The 24,413-nt window shown below is 62.9% G+C and carries 12 protein-coding genes; all 12 read left to right on the top strand.

Annotated features, from left to right (window positions below):
- The first annotated feature begins 26 nt into the window (after positions 1–26).
- The 12 genes from NQ492_RS00970 to NQ492_RS00915 all read left to right on the top strand — a co-directional run bounded on the left by NQ492_RS00970 (position 27) and on the right by NQ492_RS00915 (position 24,411).
- Positions 27–1,208 (top strand): DUF4861 family protein, encoded by a 1,182-nt coding sequence (locus NQ492_RS00970; RefSeq protein ID WP_015546581.1) that lies wholly within the window; start codon positions 27–29, stop codon positions 1,206–1,208.
- 113 nt (positions 1,209–1,321) lie between these two features.
- Complete coding sequence (locus tag NQ492_RS00965; RefSeq protein ID WP_015546582.1) at positions 1,322–2,989, top strand: glycoside hydrolase family 28 protein; 1,668 nt, start codon at positions 1,322–1,324, stop codon at positions 2,987–2,989.
- Between the two features lie 10 nt (positions 2,990–2,999).
- Positions 3,000–4,853, top strand: coding sequence for a pectate lyase family protein (locus NQ492_RS00960; RefSeq protein ID WP_157359459.1), 1,854 nt, complete (start codon positions 3,000–3,002; stop codon positions 4,851–4,853).
- Positions 4,854–4,912: 59 nt separating this feature from the next.
- Positions 4,913–6,598, top strand: coding sequence for a pectinesterase family protein (locus NQ492_RS00955; protein ID WP_259873534.1), 1,686 nt, complete (start codon positions 4,913–4,915; stop codon positions 6,596–6,598).
- 130 nt (positions 6,599–6,728) lie between these two features.
- Complete coding sequence (locus tag NQ492_RS00950; protein WP_259873526.1) at positions 6,729–11,111, top strand: hybrid sensor histidine kinase/response regulator transcription factor; 4,383 nt, start codon at positions 6,729–6,731, stop codon at positions 11,109–11,111.
- Positions 11,108–12,310 carry a glycoside hydrolase family 88/105 protein gene (locus tag NQ492_RS00945; protein WP_015546584.1) on the top strand — a complete coding sequence of 401 codons (1,203 nt, stop codon included), beginning with the start codon at positions 11,108–11,110 and terminating at the stop codon, positions 12,308–12,310. Before NQ492_RS00950 ends, NQ492_RS00945 begins: the two co-directional genes overlap by 4 nt.
- A gap of 630 nt (positions 12,311–12,940) precedes the next feature.
- Positions 12,941–16,177: a SusC/RagA family TonB-linked outer membrane protein gene (locus NQ492_RS00940; RefSeq protein WP_044054129.1), complete on the top strand. Its 3,237-nt coding sequence runs from the start codon at positions 12,941–12,943 to the stop codon at positions 16,175–16,177.
- 28 nt (positions 16,178–16,205) lie between these two features.
- Positions 16,206–18,095 carry a RagB/SusD family nutrient uptake outer membrane protein gene (locus tag NQ492_RS00935; protein ID WP_015546585.1) on the top strand — a complete coding sequence of 630 codons (1,890 nt, stop codon included), beginning with the start codon at positions 16,206–16,208 and terminating at the stop codon, positions 18,093–18,095.
- A 31-nt stretch (positions 18,096–18,126) separates the two neighbouring features.
- Entirely contained in the window at positions 18,127–21,099 is a 2,973-nt protein-coding gene (locus tag NQ492_RS00930; protein WP_015546586.1) for a fibronectin type III domain-containing protein, read from the top strand.
- 139 nt (positions 21,100–21,238) lie between these two features.
- On the top strand, positions 21,239–22,684 hold the full coding sequence (sufB, locus tag NQ492_RS00925; RefSeq protein WP_015546587.1) for a Fe-S cluster assembly protein SufB: 1,446 nt from the start codon (positions 21,239–21,241) through the stop codon (positions 22,682–22,684).
- A 153-nt stretch (positions 22,685–22,837) separates the two neighbouring features.
- On the top strand, positions 22,838–23,590 hold the full coding sequence (sufC, locus tag NQ492_RS00920) for a Fe-S cluster assembly ATPase SufC (protein ID WP_015546588.1): 753 nt from the start codon (positions 22,838–22,840) through the stop codon (positions 23,588–23,590).
- Entirely contained in the window at positions 23,590–24,411 is an 822-nt protein-coding gene (locus NQ492_RS00915; RefSeq protein WP_015546589.1) for a SufD family Fe-S cluster assembly protein, read from the top strand. The genes sufC and NQ492_RS00915 overlap by 1 nt, the downstream gene beginning before the upstream one ends.
- Positions 24,412–24,413 lie beyond the last annotated feature (2 nt).

Raw genomic sequence — 24,413 nt, 5'->3', positions numbered from 1 at the left:
CGAATCATCGAAAAACTGGAATAGCCATGAAACGGATTCTCTTGCTTTTGCTGGTCCTCGGGGCCGTTTGCAGCCTGAATGCCAAAACCCGGAAATGCCTCTACCGTGTGACGGTCACGGGCAAGCGCGCCGAATGTCCGGTCGTGATCCGCGATGTGCCCGAGTGGGCGCAGAGCGCCGTCGTGTCGCTCGGCGGCGTTCACCGGATTCCCTCCCAGCTGGACCGGGAACTGGACGAACTGGTCTTCGTCTCTGACATTTCCGGCAGCCAGAATTTCCAGGTTCTCTACTCCTCGGACCCCGACAAGCGCGTTTTCAAAAAACGCGTACATGCCCAGATGTGGCTCAAGAACCCCGACAAGACCCTGCGAGCCGTCGGCTGCGCCTCCTTGGAGAAGAACGACATGTACCATAAACTGCACCACCACGGCCCGGCCTTCGAGTCGGAGTACGCCGCCTACCGCATCTATTTCGACAACAAGCAGACCGTCGACACCTACGGCAAGAAGCGTCCGCAGCTCGAGCTGGCCGAGACGATGTGGTATCCTTCGGACGAGCAGCTCTCCCGCGGCTACGGCCACGACAACCTGCGCGTCTTCGGGTCGGTGGGCGTGGGGACGCTCAAGGGCTGGGACGCCGAAAAGAGAAAGATGGTCCACATCACCGATTTCAAACGCCGCGAAGCGCGCATTCTGGCCGACGGACCCATCCGCACGGTGGTCGAAATGCGGGTCGAAGGGTGGCGCTACGGAGGGCGCGAGATCACGATGACCTCGCGCTACATTCTTTACGCCGGGCACGGCGACGTGCAGGTCGAAAACCGCATCGAGGGCGACTTCAGGGGACTGGTCTTCACGACCGGCGTGATGAAGATGGCCGAAAGCGAGGTTTGTAAGAACGATAACGTGATCGCCGCCTTCGGGCGCGACTTCCCCGAAAACGACACCGTGAAGTGGGAGCGCGAGAGCGTCGGGCTGGCCGTCGCCGTGCCGCAGAGGCAGATCGTTTCGCAGACCGACGACAAGACCAGTTACCTCTTCCAGCTCACACCCGATGCCCGCGGACGGATCGACTACGCGTTCGAGATGATCTGGCGCAAGAGCGAATGGCTCAAGGACCGCAGCGATACCGAATGCGTCCTGGGACTGATGGAGTCGGTGGGGGCGGCCCGGACCCCGGTCGTCGTTTCGCGGATCAGACAGTTTTGAGAAAAAGTGCATCGTTTGCGTCAAAAAATCCCTGTCCGATAAGCGGGGGCAGTGTACTTTTGTATACCTGAAATTGCGAAAATTTTACGTATACGAATAAAACCATCTCTCTTATGAACTTCAGACAAGTGACGATTTGCGCAGCCGCGGCGCTCCTGGCAGCCGCCGCAGGATGCCGCGCACACGCCCCGGCCTGCAACCTTCCGTTCGAGATGCCGCAGGTCGCCCGGCCCGCGATTCCTTCGAATACGGTCAGCGTCGCCGATTTCGGCGGCTCGGGCGACGGCCATACGCTCAACACCGCGGCTTTCGCCGACGCCATCGCCGCCCTGGCCGCCCGGGGAGGCGGTCGTGTGGTCGTTCCCGAAGGCGTCTGGTACACCGGGCCTATCGAGCTGAAAGACAATACCGAACTGCACCTCGAACAGAACGCCGTCATCGTTTTCAGCGACGACAAGACGCTCTATCCGCTTGTCGAGACCACGTTCGAGGGTCTCAACACGCTGCGCTGCCAGTCGCCGATCTCGGCGCGGGGCGTGAAAAACGTGGCCATCACGGGCCGCGGCGTGATCGACGGCAACGGCGATGCGTGGCGCGCCGTGAAGCAGGACAAACTCAACCCCCGCCAGTGGAAGACGCTGGTCAGAAGCGGGGGCGTGCTCTCCGACGACGGCAAGACGTGGTATCCTTCGGAAAGCTATAAGTTCGGGGCCACGTCGGGCGCCGACCAGAACGTTTCGACGTGGGCGAAAACCCGCGCCGATTTCGAGCGCATGCACGACTTCCTGCGCCCGGTGATGATTGCCGTCCACCATTGCGAGAACGTCCTGCTGGAGGGCGTCATCTTCCAGAATTCGCCCTGCTGGAACATCCACCCGGCCATGTGCACCAATCTGATCGTCAATGACATTACGGTCCGATGCCCCGACTATGCGCAGAACGGCGACGGCATCGACATCGAGTCGTGCCGGAACGTCGTGCTGACCAACTCGCGCTTCGACGTGGGCGACGACGGCATCTGCATCAAGAGCGGCAAGGACAAGGCGGGCCGCGACCGCGGCATTCCGTGCGAGAATATTCTGGTCGATAACTGCATCGTCTTCCACGGCCACGGCGGGTTCGTCGTTGGCAGCGAGATGTCGGGCGGCGTCAGGAACGTCAGGGTCTCGAACTGCACCTTCTCGGGAACCGACGTGGGCCTGCGCTTCAAGTCGGCGCGCGGCCGCGGCGGGGTGGTCGAGAATATCTGGATCGAGGACATCGCCATGAACAACATCCTGCAGGAACCCTTGCTGTTCGACCTTTTCTACGGCGGCAAGTCGGCCTCCGAGGCGCATGCCGAAGGCGGGGACGCCGAAGTCACGGACATCGCCCCCAAGCCGGTCGATGAGACCACGCCGGCTTTCCGGGACATCCATATCCGAAACGTGTGGTGCCGCGGCGCCCGGCGCGCGATGTATTTCAACGGACTTCCGGAGATGAACGTCGAGCGCGTCACGGTCGAGAACACGCAGATTTACGCCGTGACGGGGGCGCAGATCAACGAGTCGTCGGATGTCGTGCTGCGCGGCGTGAAGATCATCCCCGAGCAGGGTCCCGCGCTGATGCTCAACAACGTGAAGAATCTTTCGGCCGAAGGCTTCGTCTGCCCCGAAGGGCTGGAGCGCGCGCTTGTCGTGACGGGTAGCCGCAACCGCTCGATCGAGGTCTCCTCGCCGCAGATCACCGGGGCCAACGCTTCGCTGTCGAAGGGTGCGGCCCGGTATGTAGCAATCAAATAAACCGATCCGCATGATTCGTACCGATATTTTACTGTTATCCGGGATGCTGGCTCTCGCCGTCGGTTGCGGCGACGATTCCACGGCGGCGGTTCCCGACATGAAAACCCTTCCCGTGCCTGATGTCGCCGTGGCGGTTTCGGACCGCACGGCCACGGTGCGCTGGAGCATCTCCGAGCCGGTCGAGGCCGTGCGCTTCACCTTCGAACTCTATGCCGGCGACGCTGCGGCGCCCCTGCAATCGGCCACGACGCGTCTGCAATCGCAGCGTTTCGAAATGGAACCGGGCGTTTCCTACCGTTTCCGCGTGCTTGCCGCGGCTCCGCTCGGTTCCGCCGGGTGGCAGGACTCGGCGTTCTCCGATTTTGCGACCTTCTCGACGGAAGGGCCGGCCGATCCGGACGTGGACCTGGGGCTTCCCTTGGCCAACGAGAACGACGGCGTGCTGCGCGCTTTCCCCGGCGCCGAGGGCGGCGGCATGTACACGACGGGCGGCCGCGGCGGCAGGATCTACCGCGTCACCAACCTCAACGACTCGGGCGCCGGATCGTTCCGCGCCGCTGTCGAGGCCTCGGGCAAACGCATCGTCGTCTTCGACGTGGCCGGCACGATCCACCTGACGAGCGACCTGCGCATCCGGAACGACAACCTCACCGTTGCGGGGCAGACCGCCCCGGGCGGCGGCGTCTGCATCGCCGGCGGGACGGTCGTGGTCGACGCCGACAACGTGATCATCCGCTATATGCGTTTCCGCCTGGGCGACCTCAATACGGGCGGCAACCTTTCCGACGGCTCGGATACCATCTGGGGCCGTTACCACAAGGACATCATTCTCGACCATTGTTCGATGTCGTGGTCCATCGACGAATGCGCCTCGTTCTACGCCAATCAGAATTTCACGATGCAGTGGTGTCTCCTGACCGAGAGCCTGCGCAAATCGGCCCACGGCAAGGGCGACCACGGCTACGGCGGCATCTGGGGCGGCAAAAATGCCTCGTTCCACCACAACCTGCTGGCCAACCACGACAGCCGTAACGCGCGCATCGACCATCCGGGCGTCTACGGCAGCTATCTTTCGACGCATCGCGGCAATGTCGATTACCGCAACAACGTGATCTACAACTGGGGCAGCAATACGACCTACGGCGGCGAGGACGGCTCGTTCAACGTCGTGAACAACTACTACAAGCCCGGCCCGGCGTCGAAGGAGAAGAGGTATTTCGTCGACGCCTACTGGCACAACTCCTCGTCGAACGTCGGTTCTGCCTATCCCCGGCTCTATATGTCGGGTAACTACCATGCCGGCAGCTATGCCTCCTCGATCAACGGCGATCAGTGGAGCGGCGTTTACTACCACCCGCAGGGCAATGACCCCTCGACCACGGAGGGACGTCTCGCAGCGCCGCTTCCGATCAAGGCCGGCGGCGTGACGGTGTGCCACACCACGACGCACACGGCCGCCGGGGCGTTCGACGCTGTGTTGTCCTACGCCGGGGCCTCGCTCTGCCGCGACGCCGTCGACCGGCGGGCCGAGACCGACGCCCGCAGCGGCAGGGCGACCTTCCCCGACGGAGGCAACGGCTCGACGGGCGGCATCATCGACTCGCAGGCGGCCGTGGGCGGCTGGCCCGAACTCACGGCGACCGCCGGCGAGATCGCGCGCGCCGCGGTGGATACCGACGGCGACGGCATTCCCGATCACTACGAGGAACTGCTCGGACTCGACCCGAAGGACGCCTCCGACGCTGCGGCCACGACGCTCGACCCGCAGAAACTCTATTCCAACATCGAGGTTTACCTCCACTACCTGGTCCGCGACATCACGCTGTCGCAGGTGAAGGGAGGCTCCTATACTGCTTTGCAATAGTCGATCCGGCGGCGGGCGGTCGCAGCGCCTCCCGTTCACTGTTTAAACCGATGCTTGAGATGAGACGGTTTTTCTTGTTGATATTATGTGTGTTGTCGTTCGAAAGTATTTGCGGGCGGACGCTGCGCGTCTACCTCGTAGGCGACTCGACGTGCGCCGCGAAGGAGCTTGCCGGGCAGAATCCCGAGCGGGGCTGGGGGCAGCTGTTCCAGCCGCTGTTCGACGGTTCGGTGCGGGTCGAGAACCACGCCACGAACGGGCGTTCGACCAAATCGTTCCGCGACGAAGGGCGCTGGGCCGCCGTTTATGACAAATTGCAGCCCGGCGACTACGTCTTCATCCAGTTCGGGCACAACGACCAGAAACAGAACGATTCGACCCGCTACGCCGCTCCGGAGCGGTATGCCGGCAACCTGCGCCGCTATGTGCGTGAAACGCGCGAAAAGGGGGCGATCCCGGTGCTGCTGACGCCCATTGTGCGCCGTCGTTTCGCCGATGGGCTGCTCGACGACACCCACGGACCCTATGCCGACGCCGTGCGCCGTGTGGCCGCGGCGGAGGGAACGCAGTTGATCGACGCCGAACGGCTGACCCGCGCATGGGTGTCGTCGCTGGGCGAGGAGGCTTCCCGGGCATATTACATGTGGGTCGAACCCGGGACCAGTCCCCGCTGGCCCGACGGACGGCGGGACGACACCCACCTCAACGTCCGCGGCGCACGCGCCGTGGCGCGGATGATCGCCGCGCAGCTTCCGGCGGAGGTTCCCGAACTGGGCAGCCGTCTCGTCGCCTCCGACTTCGTGGTCGCGCAGGACGGCTCGGGCGACTTTTTCACGTTGACCGAAGCTGTGGCCGCCGTTCCCGACTTCTGCCGCGATACGACCCGCATTCTCGTCTGCGAAGGCGTCTACCGCGAGAAAGTCGTCGTTCCCGCCACCAAGCGCAATGTTATCCTTGAGGGGGTGCACGGAATCGGGGCGGATACGGACCGGCCGGCGGTTTCGAAAGCCGGCTTCGAAAACCGGCGCGGCGCGGTGACGGTCACGTGGGACGACTATGCCGCAAAGATCGGTGCGACGGGGCGTCCGCTGGGCACTTCCGGCTCCTCGACCGTCTATTTCGGCGGCGACGGCTGGACGGTGCGCGGCCTGACGTTCGAGAATGCCGCCGGATGCGTGGGGCAGGCCGTCGCCGTGCAATGCCTCGGTACGGACCTGCATTTCATCGGCTGCCGCTTCCTGGGCAATCAGGACACGCTCTACCTTTACGGCGCAGGCAACCGCGACGGGCGGACCTGTGCGGAGAATGCCCGCATCCGCTTCGACGACTGCTATGTCGAAGGTACGACCGACTTCATTTTCGGCTCGGCGGCGGCGTTGTTCTGCAACTGCGAGATTCGTTCGAAGGCCGATTCCTACATCACGGCGGCCTCGACCTGCAAGGGACAGCCCGTGGGTTTCGTTTTCCGCAACTGCCGCCTGACCGCTGCCGAAGGGGTCACGCGGTGCTGGCTGGGCCGCCCGTGGCGCGATTATGCGCAGACTGTTTTCGTCGGCTGCCACCTGGGACCGCACATCGTGCCCGAAGGGTGGCACGACTGGTCCAAACCCCGCGCGCACCGGACCGCGTTCTACGCTGAATATCATTCCGAAGGTCCCGGAGCCGCGCCCCGGAGCCGGGTCGGATGGTCGCGGCAGCTGACCGGAAAAGAGGTCCGGCAGGTGCTTGCGGCCTTTGAAAAATAGATCGGGCATCCGATTTTCGTATATTTGGTGTCGTTGCGACGCGTTTTATTTGCCGGACCGCGTGCGATTCGATTTTGGAAACGTCCGTTCTTTTTGCTATCTTGGGAAAGACCGGATTTGTTAAATGACTATGAAACGACTGCTGCTGACCTTTTTGCTGCTCGCCGCCGTTCCGGGGTTCGCCCGGACGTCGCCCCCGCAATGCCTCTTTCAGACCTACTCCACCCTGGACGGGATGACGCACGACCGCATCGCCGACATCTACACCGATTCGCGCGGGTTCGTGTGGGTCTGCACGTGGTACGGGGTCAGCCGTTTCGACGGGTATGCCTTCAAGAATTTCAGCACCACGCCGGGCGACTTCTCGCCGCTTTCGCACCACCGCTTCGTCTCGGTGAGCGAGGATTCGAACGGCCATCTCTGGTTCACGACCTATAACCTCCACGTCTACCGTCTGAACCGCTATACCGAGCAGTTCGAGGACGTGGTGTCGCTCGTCGACGGCGTCGATTCGAAGCATTACCGCATGACGCACTGCCTGCACGACGGCGACGGCGGCACGTGGGTGGCCATCGCGGGGCTGGGCGTGGCGCGCTTCGCCGACGGGGCCGATGCCGCTCCCGTGCGTGTGGACGCCTTTTTCGACGCCCCGGTGCTGGGCGGCGACGTCACGGCGATGTACGTCGACGACCGGGACGGCGCCTGGATCGCCGCGGCGGACGGACAGCTGAACCACATCGCCGCCGGGGAGCGCACCGCACGCACGCTCTGCGAGACGGCGGCTCCGGCCTTCGCCTTTACGGCCGACGCCGCATCCGTCTACTGCGCCACGCCCGGCGAGGTGGTCCGCGTCGGGAAGCAGACCGGGAAGGTCGACCGTCTGCCGGGCGGCGAGGCTCCGCTGACGGCCATCGTCGCCGACTCGGTGCGCAGCGCGGTCTACGCCGGCAGCCGCTCGGGCGAACTCTACCGGGTCGCTGGCGACCGCCTCGCGCGGCTCGATCCCAAAGGGGCGCGTCCGCGCCGCATCCGCGGCCTTGCGGCCGACTCGCACGGCATCGTGTGGGTGACCTCGGCCGAGACGGGCATCACGCGTTACAACCCCTCGACCGACGACTACAAGCACTTCGGGCAGGAACCTTACACCGTCTCCTACAACCTCGACACGATCACCAAGATCGCCGAGGGCGGCGGTCTGCTGTGGATCAAGATGAACAACTGGGGCTTCGGCTACTACGACCGCGAACGCGACACGGTCGAACCGTTCTACAACGACCCCAAGCAGCCCAACTGCCAGATGACCAACGCCGTCGTGCGTTTCGACGTGCGCGACGACGTGCTGTGGCTCTCGACCTACAACGAACGCGGACTGCGCAAGGCGGTGCTGCTGCACCAGCCTGCCGAGGTCTTCACCCTCGACTCGAAATCTCCGGACCCGCTTTCGGGCGAAATCCGCGCCCTGATGACCGACAGCCGGGGTCGGATGTGGGTCGGCACGCGCGACGGCGACCTGATCGCTTTCGACGCCTCGAACAAACCTGTCTACACGCTTCCGGCGCAGGGCCGCCGCGGCACGGGGATGATCTACGCCCTGAAGGAGGACTCTTCGGGCAATATCTGGGTCGGGACCAAGGGCGAGGGGCTTTACCGCATGACGCCCGAGGGCGGCGGTTACCGGGTCACGCATTTCGTCCATTCCGACGCGGATGTCTGGTCGTTGAGCGACGACCAGATCTACTGCGTCGAGGAGGACGGCGCGGGCCGTATCTGGGTGGCGACCTACGGCGGGGGCATCAACCTGCTGGAGGACCCCGTGGGACACCGTTTCATCCATGCCGGCAATCTGATGACGCACTATCCGCTCGACGAGGCGGGGCGCGTGCGGTGGCTGCTCTACGACCGTCCGGACCGGATGTTCGCCGCGACGGTCGACGGACTGCTGGCCTTCGACCCGGGCGCCAGCGCCAAGCTGATGCGCTTCAGGCTGATGCAGAAGATACCGGGCGATGCCGAGTCGCTGGGCAACAACGACATCATCCACATGCTCAAGGACTCCGGAGGGCGCATCTGGCTGGCGACCTTCGGCGGCGGGTTGAACCTCATCGAGGGGTACGACGCCGACGGTGCGCCGCGTTTTCGCTGCTACGACAAATCGTCGGGGCTGGCCAGCAATATCTGCATGGCCCTGACCGAGGACCGGCAGGGCGACCTGTGGGTTTCGACGCACAACGCCGTGTCGCGGTTCGATCCCCGGCGCGGGATTTTCTCGAACTACTACCTCTACGACAACATGCGCAATGCGGTTTTCAGCGAGGCCACGGCGCTCACCTCGCCCCGCGGCGAGGTGCTCTTCGGCAGCGGACGCCAGCTCTACCGCTTCGATCCGGACGAGGTCCGCGCCGCGAAGATCGACTACGACCTGCGTTTCACGGGGCTTGACGTGCGCAACGTCCCCGTCGTCGCGGGGCGCCGCTCGCCGCTCTCGGAGTCGGTGACCGAGGCCGACCGCATCGTGCTGCCCTACAATTTCTCGAATTTCCGCATGGAGTTCGCGTCGCTGAATTTCGCCATCCAGCACGTGGTTGGGTACATGTACAAGCTCGAAGGCTACGACCAGGACTGGAACATCTCGGGAACGACCAACCGCGCGGCCTACTCCAACGTGCCGATCGGCGACTACAAGTTCCACGTCAAGGCGTTCGTCGGCAATGCCGATGCCGCCGACGAGGGGATCACGATCGGGGTCGAAGTGCTTCCCCCCCCCTGGCTCACCTGGTGGGCTAAAACCCTCTATGCGCTGCTGGCACTGGCGGCGGCGGCCGTCGCCTGGCGCATTGCCAGCTCGGTCATCCGCATCCGCCGCGAAGCGAGCGTCGAGCAGAACATGACCGATCTCAAACTGCGTTTCTTCACCAACATCTCGCACGAACTGCGCACGCCGCTCACGCTCATATTGGGCGGCATCGAGGACGTGAAGAAACACGACAGCCTCACGCCGCGGGGCGAAAACAGCCTCACGCTGGCCCACCGCAACGCCAAGCGCATGCTGACGCTGATCAACCAGCTGCTCGACTTCCGCAAGATCGTCAAGAACAAGATGGAGCTGAAAATCTCGCGCGTGGACCTCGTGCCGCTGGTCGAGGACGCCCTCGACGATTTCCGCGAAATGGCCTCCGAGCGTCGGATCGAATTGCTGTTCACCCTCTCGCGCCGTTCGGTGCTGGTGTGGGTCGACATCGAACGTATGGAGAGCGTTGTCTATAACCTTTTGTCCAACGCACTGAAATTCACGCCCAACGGCGGGCGAATTGAAGTGATACTTTCACTGCGCGAGGAGGAGGAGAGCGTGACGCTCACGGTCCGCGACACGGGCATCGGCATCCCGAAGGACAAGCAGGGGATGATCTTCGAGCGTTTCGCACAGGCTTCGCGCGCCGTGGACAGCAACATGAAGGGGTCGGGTATCGGACTTTCGCTCTGCCGCGACATCGTGACCCTGCACCACGGCGAAATCTCGGTCGACAGCCGTCCGGGCGAAGGCGCCTCCTTCACCGTGAAACTCAAACTCGGCAACGCCCATTTCGGCATGGAGCAGATCGACTTCTCGGGCGCCGGAGCGGGAGAGGGCAAACGCCGCGACGACTATATGGTCAGCGACTTCACGGCTGCCGACAGCCAGCGCCGCGTGGACGTTGCACCGCCGAAGGATGCACAGAAAATCCTCCTGGTCGAGGATAACCGCGAATTGCGCATCTTCATGTACAACAGTCTGATAGACACCTATTACGTCGTCGAGGCCGACGACGGCGCCGAAGCCCTCGAAAAGATCCGCAGCGAGATGCCCGACATCATCGTCACCGACCTGATGATGCCCTGCATGGACGGCATCGAGCTGATCGACAAGGTGCGCCACGACTTCACGATGAGCCACATCCCGATCGTGATGCTCACGGCCCGCCATTCGCCCGACGACCGGGTGAAGGCCATGGAGTTCGGCGCCGACGGCTACATCACCAAGCCGTTCAGCATCGAACTGCTGCTGGCCCGCATCGACAACCTGCTGACCCAGCGGCGCAAGCTCTTCGAGAAGTTCTCCTCGCAGTCGGCCCGCAACAAGGTGGTCGAACTGGCGGTCGAGGACGTCGTCGTCACGGACCGCGACGAGGAGTTTATGAAGAACGTGATGGCCTGGCTGGGCGAGAACGTCGAGAACTCGGAGCTTACGATCGACCAGCTGGCCTCGCACCTCGGACTGGGCCGTACGACGATGTACAACAAGCTCAAGAGTCTCACGGGCAAGTCGCCCGTCGAACTGATCAAGGAGTACCGCATCACCAAGTCGAAACTCCTGCTGCGCACGGGCCAGTTTTCCGTGTCGGAGGTGGCCTATAAGGTGGGATTCTCCGATCCGGGCTATTTCAGCCGCTGTTTCCGCGAGCAGTTCCACATGTCGCCCGCCGAATACCTCAAGACGCACAACCTGAAACAAGACCAAGATACCAAGACCGCATGAAAAAACGTCTGATCCCTGCCGCACTGTGCGCGCTGGCCGCCGCCTGCACCTCGTCCGGCGCATTGTACGAATCCGGAAACCCGCCCGCCGTCCGCATGGTCGCGAGCGAAATCCTCCGCAACCCTTCGCCGACGAACCTCGACGGCATTCCCGCCGGGAAGGTGAAGTGGAACTACACCACGGGTCTCGAACTGCTCGCCATCGCCGATGCCGGCCGGATGTACGGCATTGAGGAGTTCACGGCCTATGCCGAGCGTTATTTCGACACGATCGTGCGTCCCGGCGGAGAGGTGCTGACTTATAGGAAGACGAAATACAACCTCGACCACCTCTGTCCCGGACGCGCCCTTTTCGAACTGTACGACCGCACGGGAGACGTGCGCTATAAGATGGCGCTCGACACGCTCTACGCCCAGTTGCAGGCGCAGCCCCGCAACGCCGACGGGGGATTCTGGCACAAGGAGGTCTACCCGCACCAGATGTGGCTCGACGGGCTGTACATGGCCCAGCCGTTCTACGCCGAGTATGCCGTGCGGAACCTCTCCGGGGGCGAGTACGAGAAGGCTGTCGACGACATCGTGAATCAGTTCGTCGTCGTGGCCGCGCATACCTATGACCCCGCGACGGGGCTTTACCGCCACGCCTACGACGATTCGCGCGAAATGTTCTGGTGCGACAAGACCACCGGGCAGTCGGCCCATGCCTGGGGCCGTGCGATGGGGTGGTACGCCATGGCCATCGTCGAGACGCTGCAATACCTCGGCGTCGACGATGCGACGCAGCCGATGGTCGGGATTCTGAACCATATCTACGAGGTGCTGCCGAAATACGCCGATCCCGCGACCGGCATGTGGTATCAGGTGCTCGACCAGCCGGGCCGCGAGGGCAACTACCTCGAATCGACCGCCTCGGCGATGTTCGTCTACGCCATGCTCAAGGGCGTGCGGCTGGGTTACCTGCCCGCGGAGCTGGGCGGGGAGGCGCGGCGGCTGTATGAAAAGTTCGTCGACTGTTTCGTGAAGGAAAATCCCGACGGCACGATCTCGCTGACCGGTTGCTGTTCGGTGGCGGGCCTGGGCGGCAGGCAGATGCGCAGCGGCACGTTCGAATATTACATTTCCGAGCCGGTGATCGAGAACGACTGCAAGGGCGTGGGTCCCTTTATCTGGGCGTCGCTGGAGATCGCCCGCCCGGCTTAAGAAGCCGGTTTTAGGGGCGATGGCGGGTCCGTCCGCTCTCCGTCCGGTTCCGCGCCCGGCTTAAGAAGCCGGTTTTAGGGGCGATGGCGGGTCCGTCCGCTCTCCGTCCGGTTCCGCGCCCGGCTTAAGAAGCCGGCTTTAGGGGCGATGGCAGGTTCGGTCGTTCCCCGTCCGGTTCCGCGCCCGGCTTAAGAAGCCGGCTTTAGGGGTGATGGCAGGTCCGTCCGCTCTCCGTCCGGTTCCGCGCCCGGCTTAAGAAGCCGGCTTTAGGGGCGATGGCAGGTCCGGTCGTTCCCCGTCCGGTTCCGCGCCCGGCTTAAGAAGTCGGCTTTAGGGGCGATGGCAGGTCCGTCCGCTCTCCGTCCGGCTTCGCGCCCGGTTTAAGAAGCCGGATGCTTTTGTGGAACAGGTAAATCTTTTTCCGGGAAAATCCTCCTGCCGAAGGAGGATTTTTTGCCCTGTTTTCCTTTTCCCGGGGTCTTGCGAGGCCGTTCGGGGCGGTTTGACAAATTATCCATGAGAAGTGATAAAAATTACCAATCGAATCCTCCGGGGCAATTTATTTTTGTATAGGGAAATACCCCTTTTACGGAAAAAGCGAAAACCTAATTATTAACCAAAACCTTTTATATGAAAAGCTTTACTCTAAAGTTCGCCCTGTTGTTCCTGCTGGGTGTGGGTCTGGCCTCCACGGCCGCGGCTCAAAAGATCGGAGGAGTCGTCAAGGATTCGGCGGGCAAACCGGTTATCGGAGCTTCGGTGGTCGTTGACGGGACGACCTTGGGGGCGAGTTCGGGTGTCGACGGACGATGGACGCTCACCGTCCCCGACGCTTCGAAGAAGACGCTGGTGATCTCCTATATCGGTATGAAGACGCAGCGTATCGCCATCGGCAGCAAAACGCAGATCGACGTCAGGCTCGAAGACGAGTCGACGGCGATGGACGACGTGGTGGTCGTGGGTTACGCCACCGTGAAACGCCGCGATGTCGTGGGTTCGGTCGCTTCGGTCAATGCCGAGACGTTGCAGCAGATGCCCGTGGCCTCGGTGGCCGAGGCGATGACGGGCCGCATGGCCGGCGTGCAGGTCACGGCCACGGAGGGAGACCCCGACGCCGAAATCCGTATCCGCGTGCGCGGTGCGGGGTCGTTTTCGTCGGACGGCGCACCGCTCTATATCGTCGACGGATTTCCCGTGGAGAGCATCAGCGACATCTCCTCGTCGGAGATCCAGTCGATCGACATTCTGAAGGACGCCTTCTCGACGGCCATCTACGGTTCGCGAGGCGCCAACGGCGTCGTGCTGATCACCACCAAGAGCGGCGAGAAAGGCAAGGTGAACGTAAACTACAATGTATACTGGGGTTTCAAGGACATCGCCCGCAAGAACCAGGTGCAGGCGCTCAACCCTTCGGAGTTCGCCAGGTGGCAGTACGAACTGGCCGCCATCCAGAACAAGGTTTCGGACAACTACGAGCCTTATTTCGGGGCGTTCTCCGACATCGACCTCTACGACGGCGTGAAGGGCAACGACTGGATGGACCAGCTTTTCGGCCGTTCGGGCGAGCAGTTCAACCACAACCTCACGGTTTCGGGCGGCGGCGACAAGTTCAAGTGGAACGCCACCTATGCGCGTCTCTACGACAAGGCGATTATGATCGGCTCGAATTACAGCCGTGACAACCTGGGCCTGAAAACGCAGTTCAAGGCCAGCAAGCGCATCACGCTCGATTTCAACATCCGCTATTCGCGCATCAAGGTCCGCGGCGCGGGCGCCAACTCGCTCAACGACTCGGGCTCGCAGACCACGGGCCGTCTGAAGAACGCCATGCTCTACACGCCCATTCCGCTCAAGGCCCAGATCGAGGGCGACGACGACCTGGAGGAGAACTCCTCGGACGCCGTGATGCCGACCGTCGCCGTTTCGGATTCGGACCGCAAGCGCGAGCGCACCAACTGGAACGCCAACGCGGGCTTCACGTGGGAGATCGTCGACGACCTTCGCCTGAAGGTCGAGGCCGGCATGGAGGAGTACCGCCAGGAGACCAATTCGTTCTACGGCGTGACGACCTACTATTCGAAGGTCGGAGGCTCGGGGTCGTCGGTCCCGGGAACCCCGTCGACCAACTACAACGACGTGACGCGCCGCCGCGTGCGCAACACCAATACGCTGAACTATGACTTCAGGAAGCTCATTTCGAACGACAACCACCACCTGAACGTGCTGCTGGGACAGGAGTACATCATCACCGAGCAGCGTACGTTCAACACCTGGGTCGACGGACTGCCCGACTTCTACACCGCCGAGCAGGCGTGGACCTTCATGGGTTCGGCCTCGAACGCCAGTTCGTCGAACATGAACTATGCGGCCGACGACATCCTGCTCTCCTATTTCGGACGCATCAACTACGACTTCAAGGGCAAGTACATGCTTTCGGCCACGATGCGCGGTGACGGTTCGTCGAAGTTCTCGAAGGGCCGGAAGTGGGGTTACTTCCCCTCGGTGGCCGCTTCGTGGCGTCTGTCGGACGAGTGGGGGATGAAGGACCTCAAGTGGCTCGACAACCTCAAGCTGCGTTACAGCTTCGGTACGGCGGGCAACAACAACATACCGACCGGCATGGGCGGCCTGACGCAGCTCTACGAGGTCGGCACGGGCAGCAGCTTCATCTACGGCGATCCGGTCTACTGGACGCCCAACGGCAACGGGGCCAGCGAGAGCTACATGGCCAATGCCAACCTGACGTGGGAGACGACCTATTCGCACAACCTGGGTCTCGACTTCGGATTCTGGCGCAACCGCCTTTCGGGATCGGTCGAGGTGTACCAGAACACCACCGAGGACATTCTGATGCGCTATCCGGTTTCGGGTTCGGGTTACAGCTTCCAGTACCGCAACGCCGGTACGATCCGCAACCGCGGTCTGGAGGTGTCGGTGGCCGCCGTTCTGGCCGAAAAGGCGAAGTGGGGCGTGAACTTCAACGCCAACATCGCCTTCAACCGCAGCCGCATCATGGATCTGGCCGGACTGGAGACTTACTCGCAGTCGTCGGGCTGGAATAACAACGTCACGGACTACTACGCCGTGCTGGGCGGGGCCATCGGCGACATCCGCGGCTATACGACGCTGGGCCGCTACGAGGTCGGGGATTTCGACCTGGACTACTACAACGAGACGGGCAAGTGGCGGACGCTCGACGGATCGAATTGCGCCGGCGTGGTGGGCGACATGCGTCCCGGCTCGCTCAAACTGCTCTGCGATGAGAACGGTACGCCCGTTCAGGGAAAGATCGGCAACGTGCAGCCCAAGTTCACGGGCGGTTTCTCGCTCTCGGCCTATGCCTATGGTTTCGACGTGGCCGCCAACTTCACTTATTCTTACGGCAATAAGGTTTTCAATGCCAACAACGTCGAGTTCACCTCGTCGCAGAAGTACACGGGCAAGGGCGTCATCCGCAACCTTTCGGACGCGATGGCTTTGGGCAAACGCTGGACCAACGTCAACTGGGAGACCGGCGCCCTGATCACCGATCCTGCCGAGCTGGCCGCCGCCAACGCCGCGACGAACATGTGGTCGCCCTACATGCCGCAGACGGTCGTTCACAGCTGGCTGCTGGAGGACGCTTCGTTCCTGCGTCTTTCGTCGCTGACGGTCGGATACACGCTGCCCGCGAGCTGGACGCGCAAGGTGCGCATCAACAAGGTGCGTCTCTATGCGACGGGCACGAACCTCTTCTGCTGGACGCCGTACAGCGGTTTCGATCCCGAGGTCGACACGCGCCGCGCGACGCCCATGACCCCAAACGTCGACTACTCGGCCTATCCGAAGAGCCGTTCGTGGGTTTTCGGTGCGAACATCAGCTTCTAACCTTCAACCGACAGAAAACAATCCAACGATGAAAAAGTTAATCTATATCCTTGCCTGCACCGGCCTGCTGGCCACCTCGTGCGGCGAAGACCTGCTGGACACCCGTTCGTCCTCGTCGTCCGATTCGGAGACCATGTTTTCGAACGAGACCTATGCCGAGGCGGCCGTTATGAACATTTACCGCCAGTTCGGCGTCGACAAATCCTACCGCAACCGCTGGCTGATCTACTACGGGGCCAACAGCGACACGGAGTGGTACGTAGGCGCGTCGCCCGACAAACCCACCGACACCAAGACGCTGATCTACTCCTATAACGCGTCGTACGACGATGCGAACAGCCAGCTCAACGAGAGCAGCGGCCAGTTCGCCCTGGCCTACACCGCCATCGAGAACGCGAATCTGGCCATCGCCGGCCTGCGCAAGTACGGCAACGTGGAGAACAATGCCGGGATGCGTTACCTGCTGGGCGAGGCGCTGGTGCTGCGCGCGCTCTATTACCACGACCTCGTCAAGGCCTGGGGCGACGTTCCTGCGCGTTTCCAGCCCATCGGCGAGACGGGCGACGTCATCAAGCCCAAGAGCGACCGCGATGTCATCTACCGGCAGATCATCTCCGATCTGGAGGAGGCCGTGAATTACGTTTACTGGCCCAACGAGTCCGGCAAAACGGGACTCACCACCCGTGTCAACAAGGCGTTCGCCTACGGACTGCTGGCCCGCGTGTGCCTCTCGGCCGCCGGGTATTCGCAGCGTCCCGACGAGGGGCAGATCGGTACGGGCAATGTCGGGCAGAACCGTCGCAGCAGGCTCACCGAAAGCGGGCAGGCGTGGGGCGACGGCGCCCTCTACACGAAGGCGCTCGACGCCTGCAAGGAGGTCATCGCCAAGGAGAATGCCTGCGTGGGTCTGGAAGGCTCGTTCGAGGAGATCTGGCGCGGCATGATGAAGCGCGAGGTCGCGGCCGGAGGCGAGACGCTCTTCGTGATCCCCTTTGCCGACAACCGCGGCCAGTGGATGAACAATTACGCCGTCAAGCACTACACGGCGGATAAGTACTGCGGCAAGGCGAATGCCGGCGGCACGATCGGCCCGCTTCCCACGCTCTACTACGAGTACGACAGGAACGACCGCCGCCGCGACATCTCCTGCGTGCCCTTCCGCTGGAACGGCGGCAGGCAGGAGTTGGAGAACATCCAGAAATGGTACAGCGGCAAATACCGCTACGAATGGATGGACGAGGTCATCTCGGGCAACGACTGCGGCATCAAGCCGATCGTGATGCGCTATGCCGACGTGCTGCTGATGGCCGCCGAGGCAGCCAACGAACTGAACGACCTGCCCTACGCCAAGACGCAGCTGCGCAAGGTCCGCTACCGCGCCTTCAAGTCCGACGAGGCGGTGGATAAATACCTTGAGGGCATCGGCTCGAAGGACGCCATGTTCAAGGCCATATACAGGGAGCGCATGCTCGAATTCAGCTGCGAGCAGATCCGCAAGCAGGATCTGATCCGCTGGGGCCTGCTCAAGGCGTCGCTCGACGATGCGAAGAACAAGATGAAGGCCATGCTCGACCACACGCCCTACACGTCGGAACTGACGGGCAAAACCTATGAATTCGACCTTATCGGCTCGAAGGTCTACTACAAGTACGACGCCGACGGCGAGACGGTGCAGCTCCACGGACTCGATTTCGGCGAGGCCGGCGAGCCTGAAGGCACGGGCTGGACGCTCTTCACGTCGAAGAAGACCGACGGCACGACCGAGGAGGAGTATATCAAGAGCGGCACGACCGCCGCGGCGCGCATCGACATGATCTACCAGTACGATCCCGACGTGCATATGTTCTGGCCGCTTTTCAAGCAGTCGATCACCACCAACAGCCTGCTGGTTAACGATTACGGTTACCCGATGCAATAGCGTTCTGAAAAAGGAAAAAACAAGAAAACGCATGAAAACGATCATCAATAAATTCCTGCTGCTCGTGACGCTCTTCGCCGGTGCGGCGTCGCTTCACGGCTGTTCGGACCCCGACGGGATCATCGAGGACATCGCCTACGGCCGCGAGTTCTCCCCGCTGAACTTCACCCATACGTTGTCCAACAACGTCAACGTGACCTTCTCGTGGACGGTCATGGCCGGAATAGCGGATTACACGCTGACGCTCTCCTACGCCGACGGCGAGGGCGGCGTTTACGACCAGGTGGACCTGATCGCCCCGCTCGACGGCGACGGAAACACCGTCAAGACGATGGAATACTCGTTTCGGGAGCTGCCCGGCAACCGTGAATGGATCGCCGAACTGGTCGCCGTCTCGCAGCGTGCGGGCGTCGCCGATTCGAAGCCCGCGGCCTGCGCGTTCGCCACGGGTGTCGAGAACCTGTTCCTGAACGACGGCAAGATGGGCGACGGCGACGTGACGGCCACGACGGCCATGCTGCGCTGGGTCGCCGGCTCGAACGTCACGCACCTCGACGTCACGCCCGACGTGGGGCTGGTCAAGCTCACCTCTGCCCAAATCGCCGCCGGCGAATACGAGCTGACCGGGCTTGTGACCGGCACGTCGTACACCGTCGGGCTGCTGCGCGACGAGGCCGTGCGCGGTACGATCTCGTTCGTCGCTTCGGACAAGATCGACGTGGACGTCGTCGACAAGGGCGCGACGAGGATCACCCTCGCGTGGGGCGCCGACCGGCAGGTTACGAGCCTCGTGCTGACAGGCGGCGACGACGAGCGCAACGTTACGCTGACCGATGCCGAGGTCGCCGCGCACACCTATACCTTCGAGGGGCTGAAGGCGCGGACCGAGTATTCGATTTCGGTCTACATCGCCGGTGTCGAGTCGGGCAGTCTGGTCGTCACGACGCTGGGGCAGTCCAGTCTCTGGGACTTCACGACGGGTTGGCAGCCCGTCAGCTGGGAGACCGACCAGACCATCGACGGCCTTACGATTCTGGCCGCTTCGGGCAAGAACGTCGAGATACGCGAAGATGCCGACTACGGCTGCAACTACCTCGACCTGCGCGGCAAATCGACCGTCAAGGAGGGTGAGGCGCCTTCGCAGCGCGCCGTGCAGTTCTCCGTCGTGGGCGAGGGCGTGATCGCCATCGACTGCTATGCCAACGGCGCAGGGCGCAACTTCTACGCCCACGTCGATGCGCTGGGCAAGAGCTTCGGGCCGGTCGAGGCCCCCACGGCCGACAACCGCGGCAAAGTGTACATTCCCTGCCCGGGCATTCCGGCTTCGGCGAAGGTTTCGATCTGGACCGACGCGACGATCAATCACATTTACAGCATCGGCTGGTACGAGGGCGCCGAGGCTCCGGGGCAGAACGCCACGCCGCTCGACGCTCCCGTGGTGACGGCCGATCCCGCCTCCGTGACCAAGGGTGACAACACCGGGGTGACCTTCTCGTGGGCAGCCGTTCCCAACGCCGCGACCTACACCTACCGCCTTGCGCTGACGACGCTCAACGGCGAGGCCGAGGAGGTCGTGCGCCTTTCGGAGACCGTTTCGGCGACCCGGATGACCGTTCCGGCCGAGACCGTCGCCAGACTCAAACCCGGCACGTACACGATTTCCGTCACCGCGGCAGCCGTTTCCGACTACCTCTACAAACCATCGCCGGCCGGAACCGCCGCGCTGACGGTCGCCGACACCAAACTGGCGGCTCCCGCGGTGAAGGTCACCCCGGCGAAGGTCACCAGAGGCGATCAGACCGAAGTGACGGCTTCCTGGGATGCCGTAGACGGGGCTGCGTCGTATGACGTCAGCTTCAACGGCGGAGCTTCCGAGAACGTAACCGGGACCTCCTATACGATCGCGGCCGCGACGGTCGCAGGGCTTGCCGCGGGCGAGTACGCGATCTCGGTGGTCGCCAACCCCGCCGACGCTTCGGCGCAGGCCTCCGATGCCGGTACGGCCAGGCTGACCGTCGTTGAGGCTTCGGGTCCGGGCGGCGACAACTTCGCATGGGACTTCTCCTCGTCGGCTTTCAGCGACCTGATTGCACGTCTCACGGCTGCCGGCAGCGCCGGTCTGACCGATCTCGACGAGACGATCGACGGCCTGCGCATCCTTTCGGGCGGATCGAGCTTCCGCGGCGGAACGAGCAGCGGCGTCAGCTATATCCAGACCGGCGGCAAAGGCACGGCTTCGGTCCGCAGTTTCTCGTTCACGGCTTCCGCCTCGGGCAAACTGAAGGTCGTGGCGTCGAATACGGGCAGCGGCGCAGCTACGGACGGACGTTCCGTAACGGTTCAGATCGGCGACGATGCGGCCGGAGCGCAGAGCAAGGAGGCCGGATCGGGCAGCGGGGAGCCTACGACCTGTGAATTCGACATCGCGGTGACGGGCGAAACCACAGTCTACGTCTATTCTACGATCAACGGACTGCGCTTTTACAGCATCGAGTATGTCTCCGACGGCGGCTCGGGCGGCGGCGACGCGGGAACCGACTATACGATGACCCTGTCGGCCACGGCGGGTGTGCTCTCGTCCAACATCACGGGCCTGCCGACCAGCTGGGCTGCCGGCGACAGCACGTGGACGGCGACCGACGATACCGGGACCAGCGCGATCACCTTCACGGGCAATATCTATTACAGCACCAGCGATACGAAGAACATCGTGTGGTATTTCAACAAGGGCAAGGCCGAGACCCATGTGGCGGCATCGGATATGGGTAAAATCCGGAAGATCACGATCAATCCCAATTCGGCCCGCAAGCCCGAGCTGCTGACATGCACCTACGGAACCTCCGCGACGGTTCTGGCCGCCACGGAACCGACCGGAACGAATTCGAGCACGATCTCCTTCGATTTCGCGGCGGCCGGCGTCGATGCTTCCGATTTCCGCATCGGCTTTTCCGATACTTCTACCAACATCGAGATCGGCAAGGTCGTTATCGAATACACCAGGTAGCCGGAAGGCTTCGCATGAAAGAGGCGCGGAACATTCCGCGCCTCTTTTTTGCCGTTTGACCGTTGCGGAACCGGATTTGCAGGGGAGATGGTAAAAATGTAAATGGAATTTTGTATCTTTGCATGATATTTCGCTTGTAATGGCAGAAAACGAGAAAAACATACTGGAGAATATCGGAGAGCAGGAATACAAGTACGGCTTCACGACGGACATCGAAACCGAAACCATCGGCAAGGGTCTTTCGGAGGAGGTCGTGCGGCTGATCTCCGCCAAAAAGGGCGAGCCGGAGTGGATGACCGAGCGGCGCGTGGCGGCCTACCGCCATTGGCTGACGCTGGAGCCTCCGACCTGGGCCCACCTGACGATCCCCCCGATCGACTTTCAGGACATTATCTACTACGCGGCTCCCAAGCCCAAAAAGCAGCTCGGTTCGATGGACGAGGTCGACCCCGAGCTGAAGCGCACGTTCGACAAACTGGGCATCCCGCTCGAAGAGCAGATGGCTCTTGCGGGCGTCGCGGTCGACGCCGTGATGGACTCCGTGTCGGTCAAGACCACTTTCAGGGAGGTGCTGGCCGAGAAGGGCATCCTCTTCTGTTCGATCTCCGAGGCGCTGCGCGACTTTCCCGAGCTGGTGAAAAAATACCTCGGGAGCGTCGTGCCCTATACCGACAACTTCTACGCTGCGCTGAACGCCGCGGTCTTCTCCGACGGCTCGTTCTGCTACATCCCCAAGGGAGTGCGCTGCCCGATGGAGCTGTCGACCTATTTCCGCATCAACGCCGCCGGCACGGGGCAGTTCGAACGCACGCTGATCGTGGCCGACGAGGGCGCCTACGTGAGCTACCTCGAAGGGTGCACCGCGCCGCAGCGCGACGAGAACCAGCTGCACGCCGCCGTGGTCGAGATCGTGGTCGAGCGGGACGCCGAGGTGAAGTATTCCACCGTTCAGAACTGGTATCCCGGCGACAAGCAGGGCCGGGGCGGCATTTATAACTTCGTCACCAAGCGCGGCATCTGCCGAGAGAACGCCCGGCTGTCGTGGACGCAGGTCGAGACGGGTTCGGCGATCACGTGGAAATACCCGAGCTGCATCCTCGCCGGCGACAACGCCGTCGGGGAGTTCTACTCGGTGGCCATGACCAACAATTTCCAGCAGGCCGACACGGGTACGAAGATGATCCACATCGGCCGCAACACCCGCAGCCGCATCGTCTCGAAGGGCATTTCGGCGGGCCGGAGCGAGAACTCCTACCGCGGCATGGTCCGTGTGGCGAAGGGGGCGGAGAACGCCCGCAACTACTCGCAGTGCGATTCGCTGCTGATCGGCGACAAGTGCGGGGCGCACACCTTCCCGGTGATCGACGTGCGCAACCCGACGGGTGTGGTGGAGCACGAGGCCACGACCTCGAAAATCTCCGACGACCAGCTGTTCTACTGCAACCAGCGCGGACTCTCGACGGAAGACGCCGTGGGGCTGATCGTCAACGGCTATGCCCGCGAGGTGCTGGCCAAACTGCCGATGGAATTCGCCGTCGAGGCGCAAAAACTGCTGGCTCTCCAGTTGGAAGGCAGCGTAGGGTAGTTTGCTGTTTGCGTCTGCAATCCGGTCGCATGCGATAAGCCCCTCCCGAGGGAGGGGTTTAGGGTAGGGTCAGGCTTGCAAACACGGCGGAACGCCGTGGAAACGACCTGCGAGAGCGAAAAAAGGAAACGAGAATAATAGTAAGTTGATGATATGTTAAAGGTAAAAAATCTGCACGCCTCGGTCGACGGCAAGGAGATTCTCCGGGGCATCGACCTCGAAGTGAAGGCCGGTGAGGTGCATGCCATCATGGGACCTAACGGTTCGGGCAAGTCGACGCTGGCGTCGGTGCTGGCGGGCAATGAAAAGTTCACCGTCACCGAAGGGTCGGCCGAGTTTCTGGGCCGCGACCTGCTGTCGATGCCCATCGAGGACCGGGCACGGCTGGGGCTGTTCCTGGGCTTCCAGTATCCGGTGGAGATCCCGGGCGTCACGATGGCCAATTTTATGAAGCTGGCCGTCAACGAGCAGCGCAAGTTCCGCGGCGAGGAGCCGCTTTCGGCCGCCGAATTCCTGAAACTCATGCGCGAGAAGAGCGCCGTGGTGGAACTCTCGTCGAAACTCACCTCGCGGGCCGTGAACGAAGGCTTCTCGGGCGGCGAGAAGAAGAAGAACGAGATTTTCCAGATGGCGATGCTCGATCCGAAGCTGGCGATCCTGGACGAGACCGACTCGGGGCTCGACATCGACGCCCTGCGCATCGTCGCCACGGGCGTCACCAAACTCCACCGGGCGGACAACGCCACGGTGGTCATCACCCACTACCAGCGTCTGCTGGATTACATCGTGCCCGATGTGGTGCATGTGCTCTACAAGGGCCGCATCATCCATTCGGGCGACAAGTCGCTGGCCCTCAAGCTCGAAAAAGAGGGGTACGACTGGCTGATCAACGAATACGACAAGTGATGGAGACGATTCCCGACATCATCCGCGGGTTCCGCGCGGCGGACGGCGAGGTGCTCCGCATCGCCGGGGCCGAGGCCGAACCCTTTGCGGCGGTCGATCCCCGGCATCTGCGCGTGGAGGCCGCGGCGGGCGCTTCGGCGCGGATCGTCGTGCTGCATACCGCACCCGACGTGTCGTCGCTGACGCTGACGCTGGCCGAAGGGGCGCAGCTGGAGCTGACCGAACTGTTCACGGCCGAGGCGTTCGCCGAGGTCTCGGTGAAGCAGGCCGCCCGCAGCCGCTGCCGCCTGACGACGGCGCTGCTGTCGAGCGCCAACGCTTCGTACCGCATCGACCTCGACGGTGCGGATGCCGAAAACGAGCTGGGCGGGGTGTTCCTCGCCGCGGGTGAAGAGCATTGCGTGCTGAAACTGCACACGGCGCACAACGTCGCCGACTGCCGCAGCGACTCCTACGTCAAGGGGGTCGCCGGAGGGCAGGCCGTGGGCGAGTTCTGCGGAATGGTCTACGTGGCCCCCGACGCCCAGCGCACCGACGCCCGGCAGCAGAGCCGCAACATCCTGTTGAGCCGGACGGCCCGCATCACGACCCAGCCGCAGCTGGAAATCTACGCCGACGACGTGAAATGCTCGCACGGCGCGACGGTGGGGCAGATGGATGCCGAGGCGATACTTTACATGCGCCAGCGCGGTTTGAGCGAAGCCCAGGCCCGGCGGTTGCAGATCGAGGGATTCGTCGGCGACGTGGTGACCCGCTGCGGCATCGAGCCGCTGTGCGGGGCGATCCTGGAACGGGCCGCGGCGAAAATCGAAACCCTGTGAGA

It is taken from the genome of Alistipes shahii WAL 8301 (genome assembly GCF_025145845.1).
Taxonomy (GTDB): Bacteria; Bacteroidota; Bacteroidia; order Bacteroidales; family Rikenellaceae; genus Alistipes; species Alistipes shahii.
This window is presented reverse-complemented; position numbering and strand designations above follow the sequence as displayed.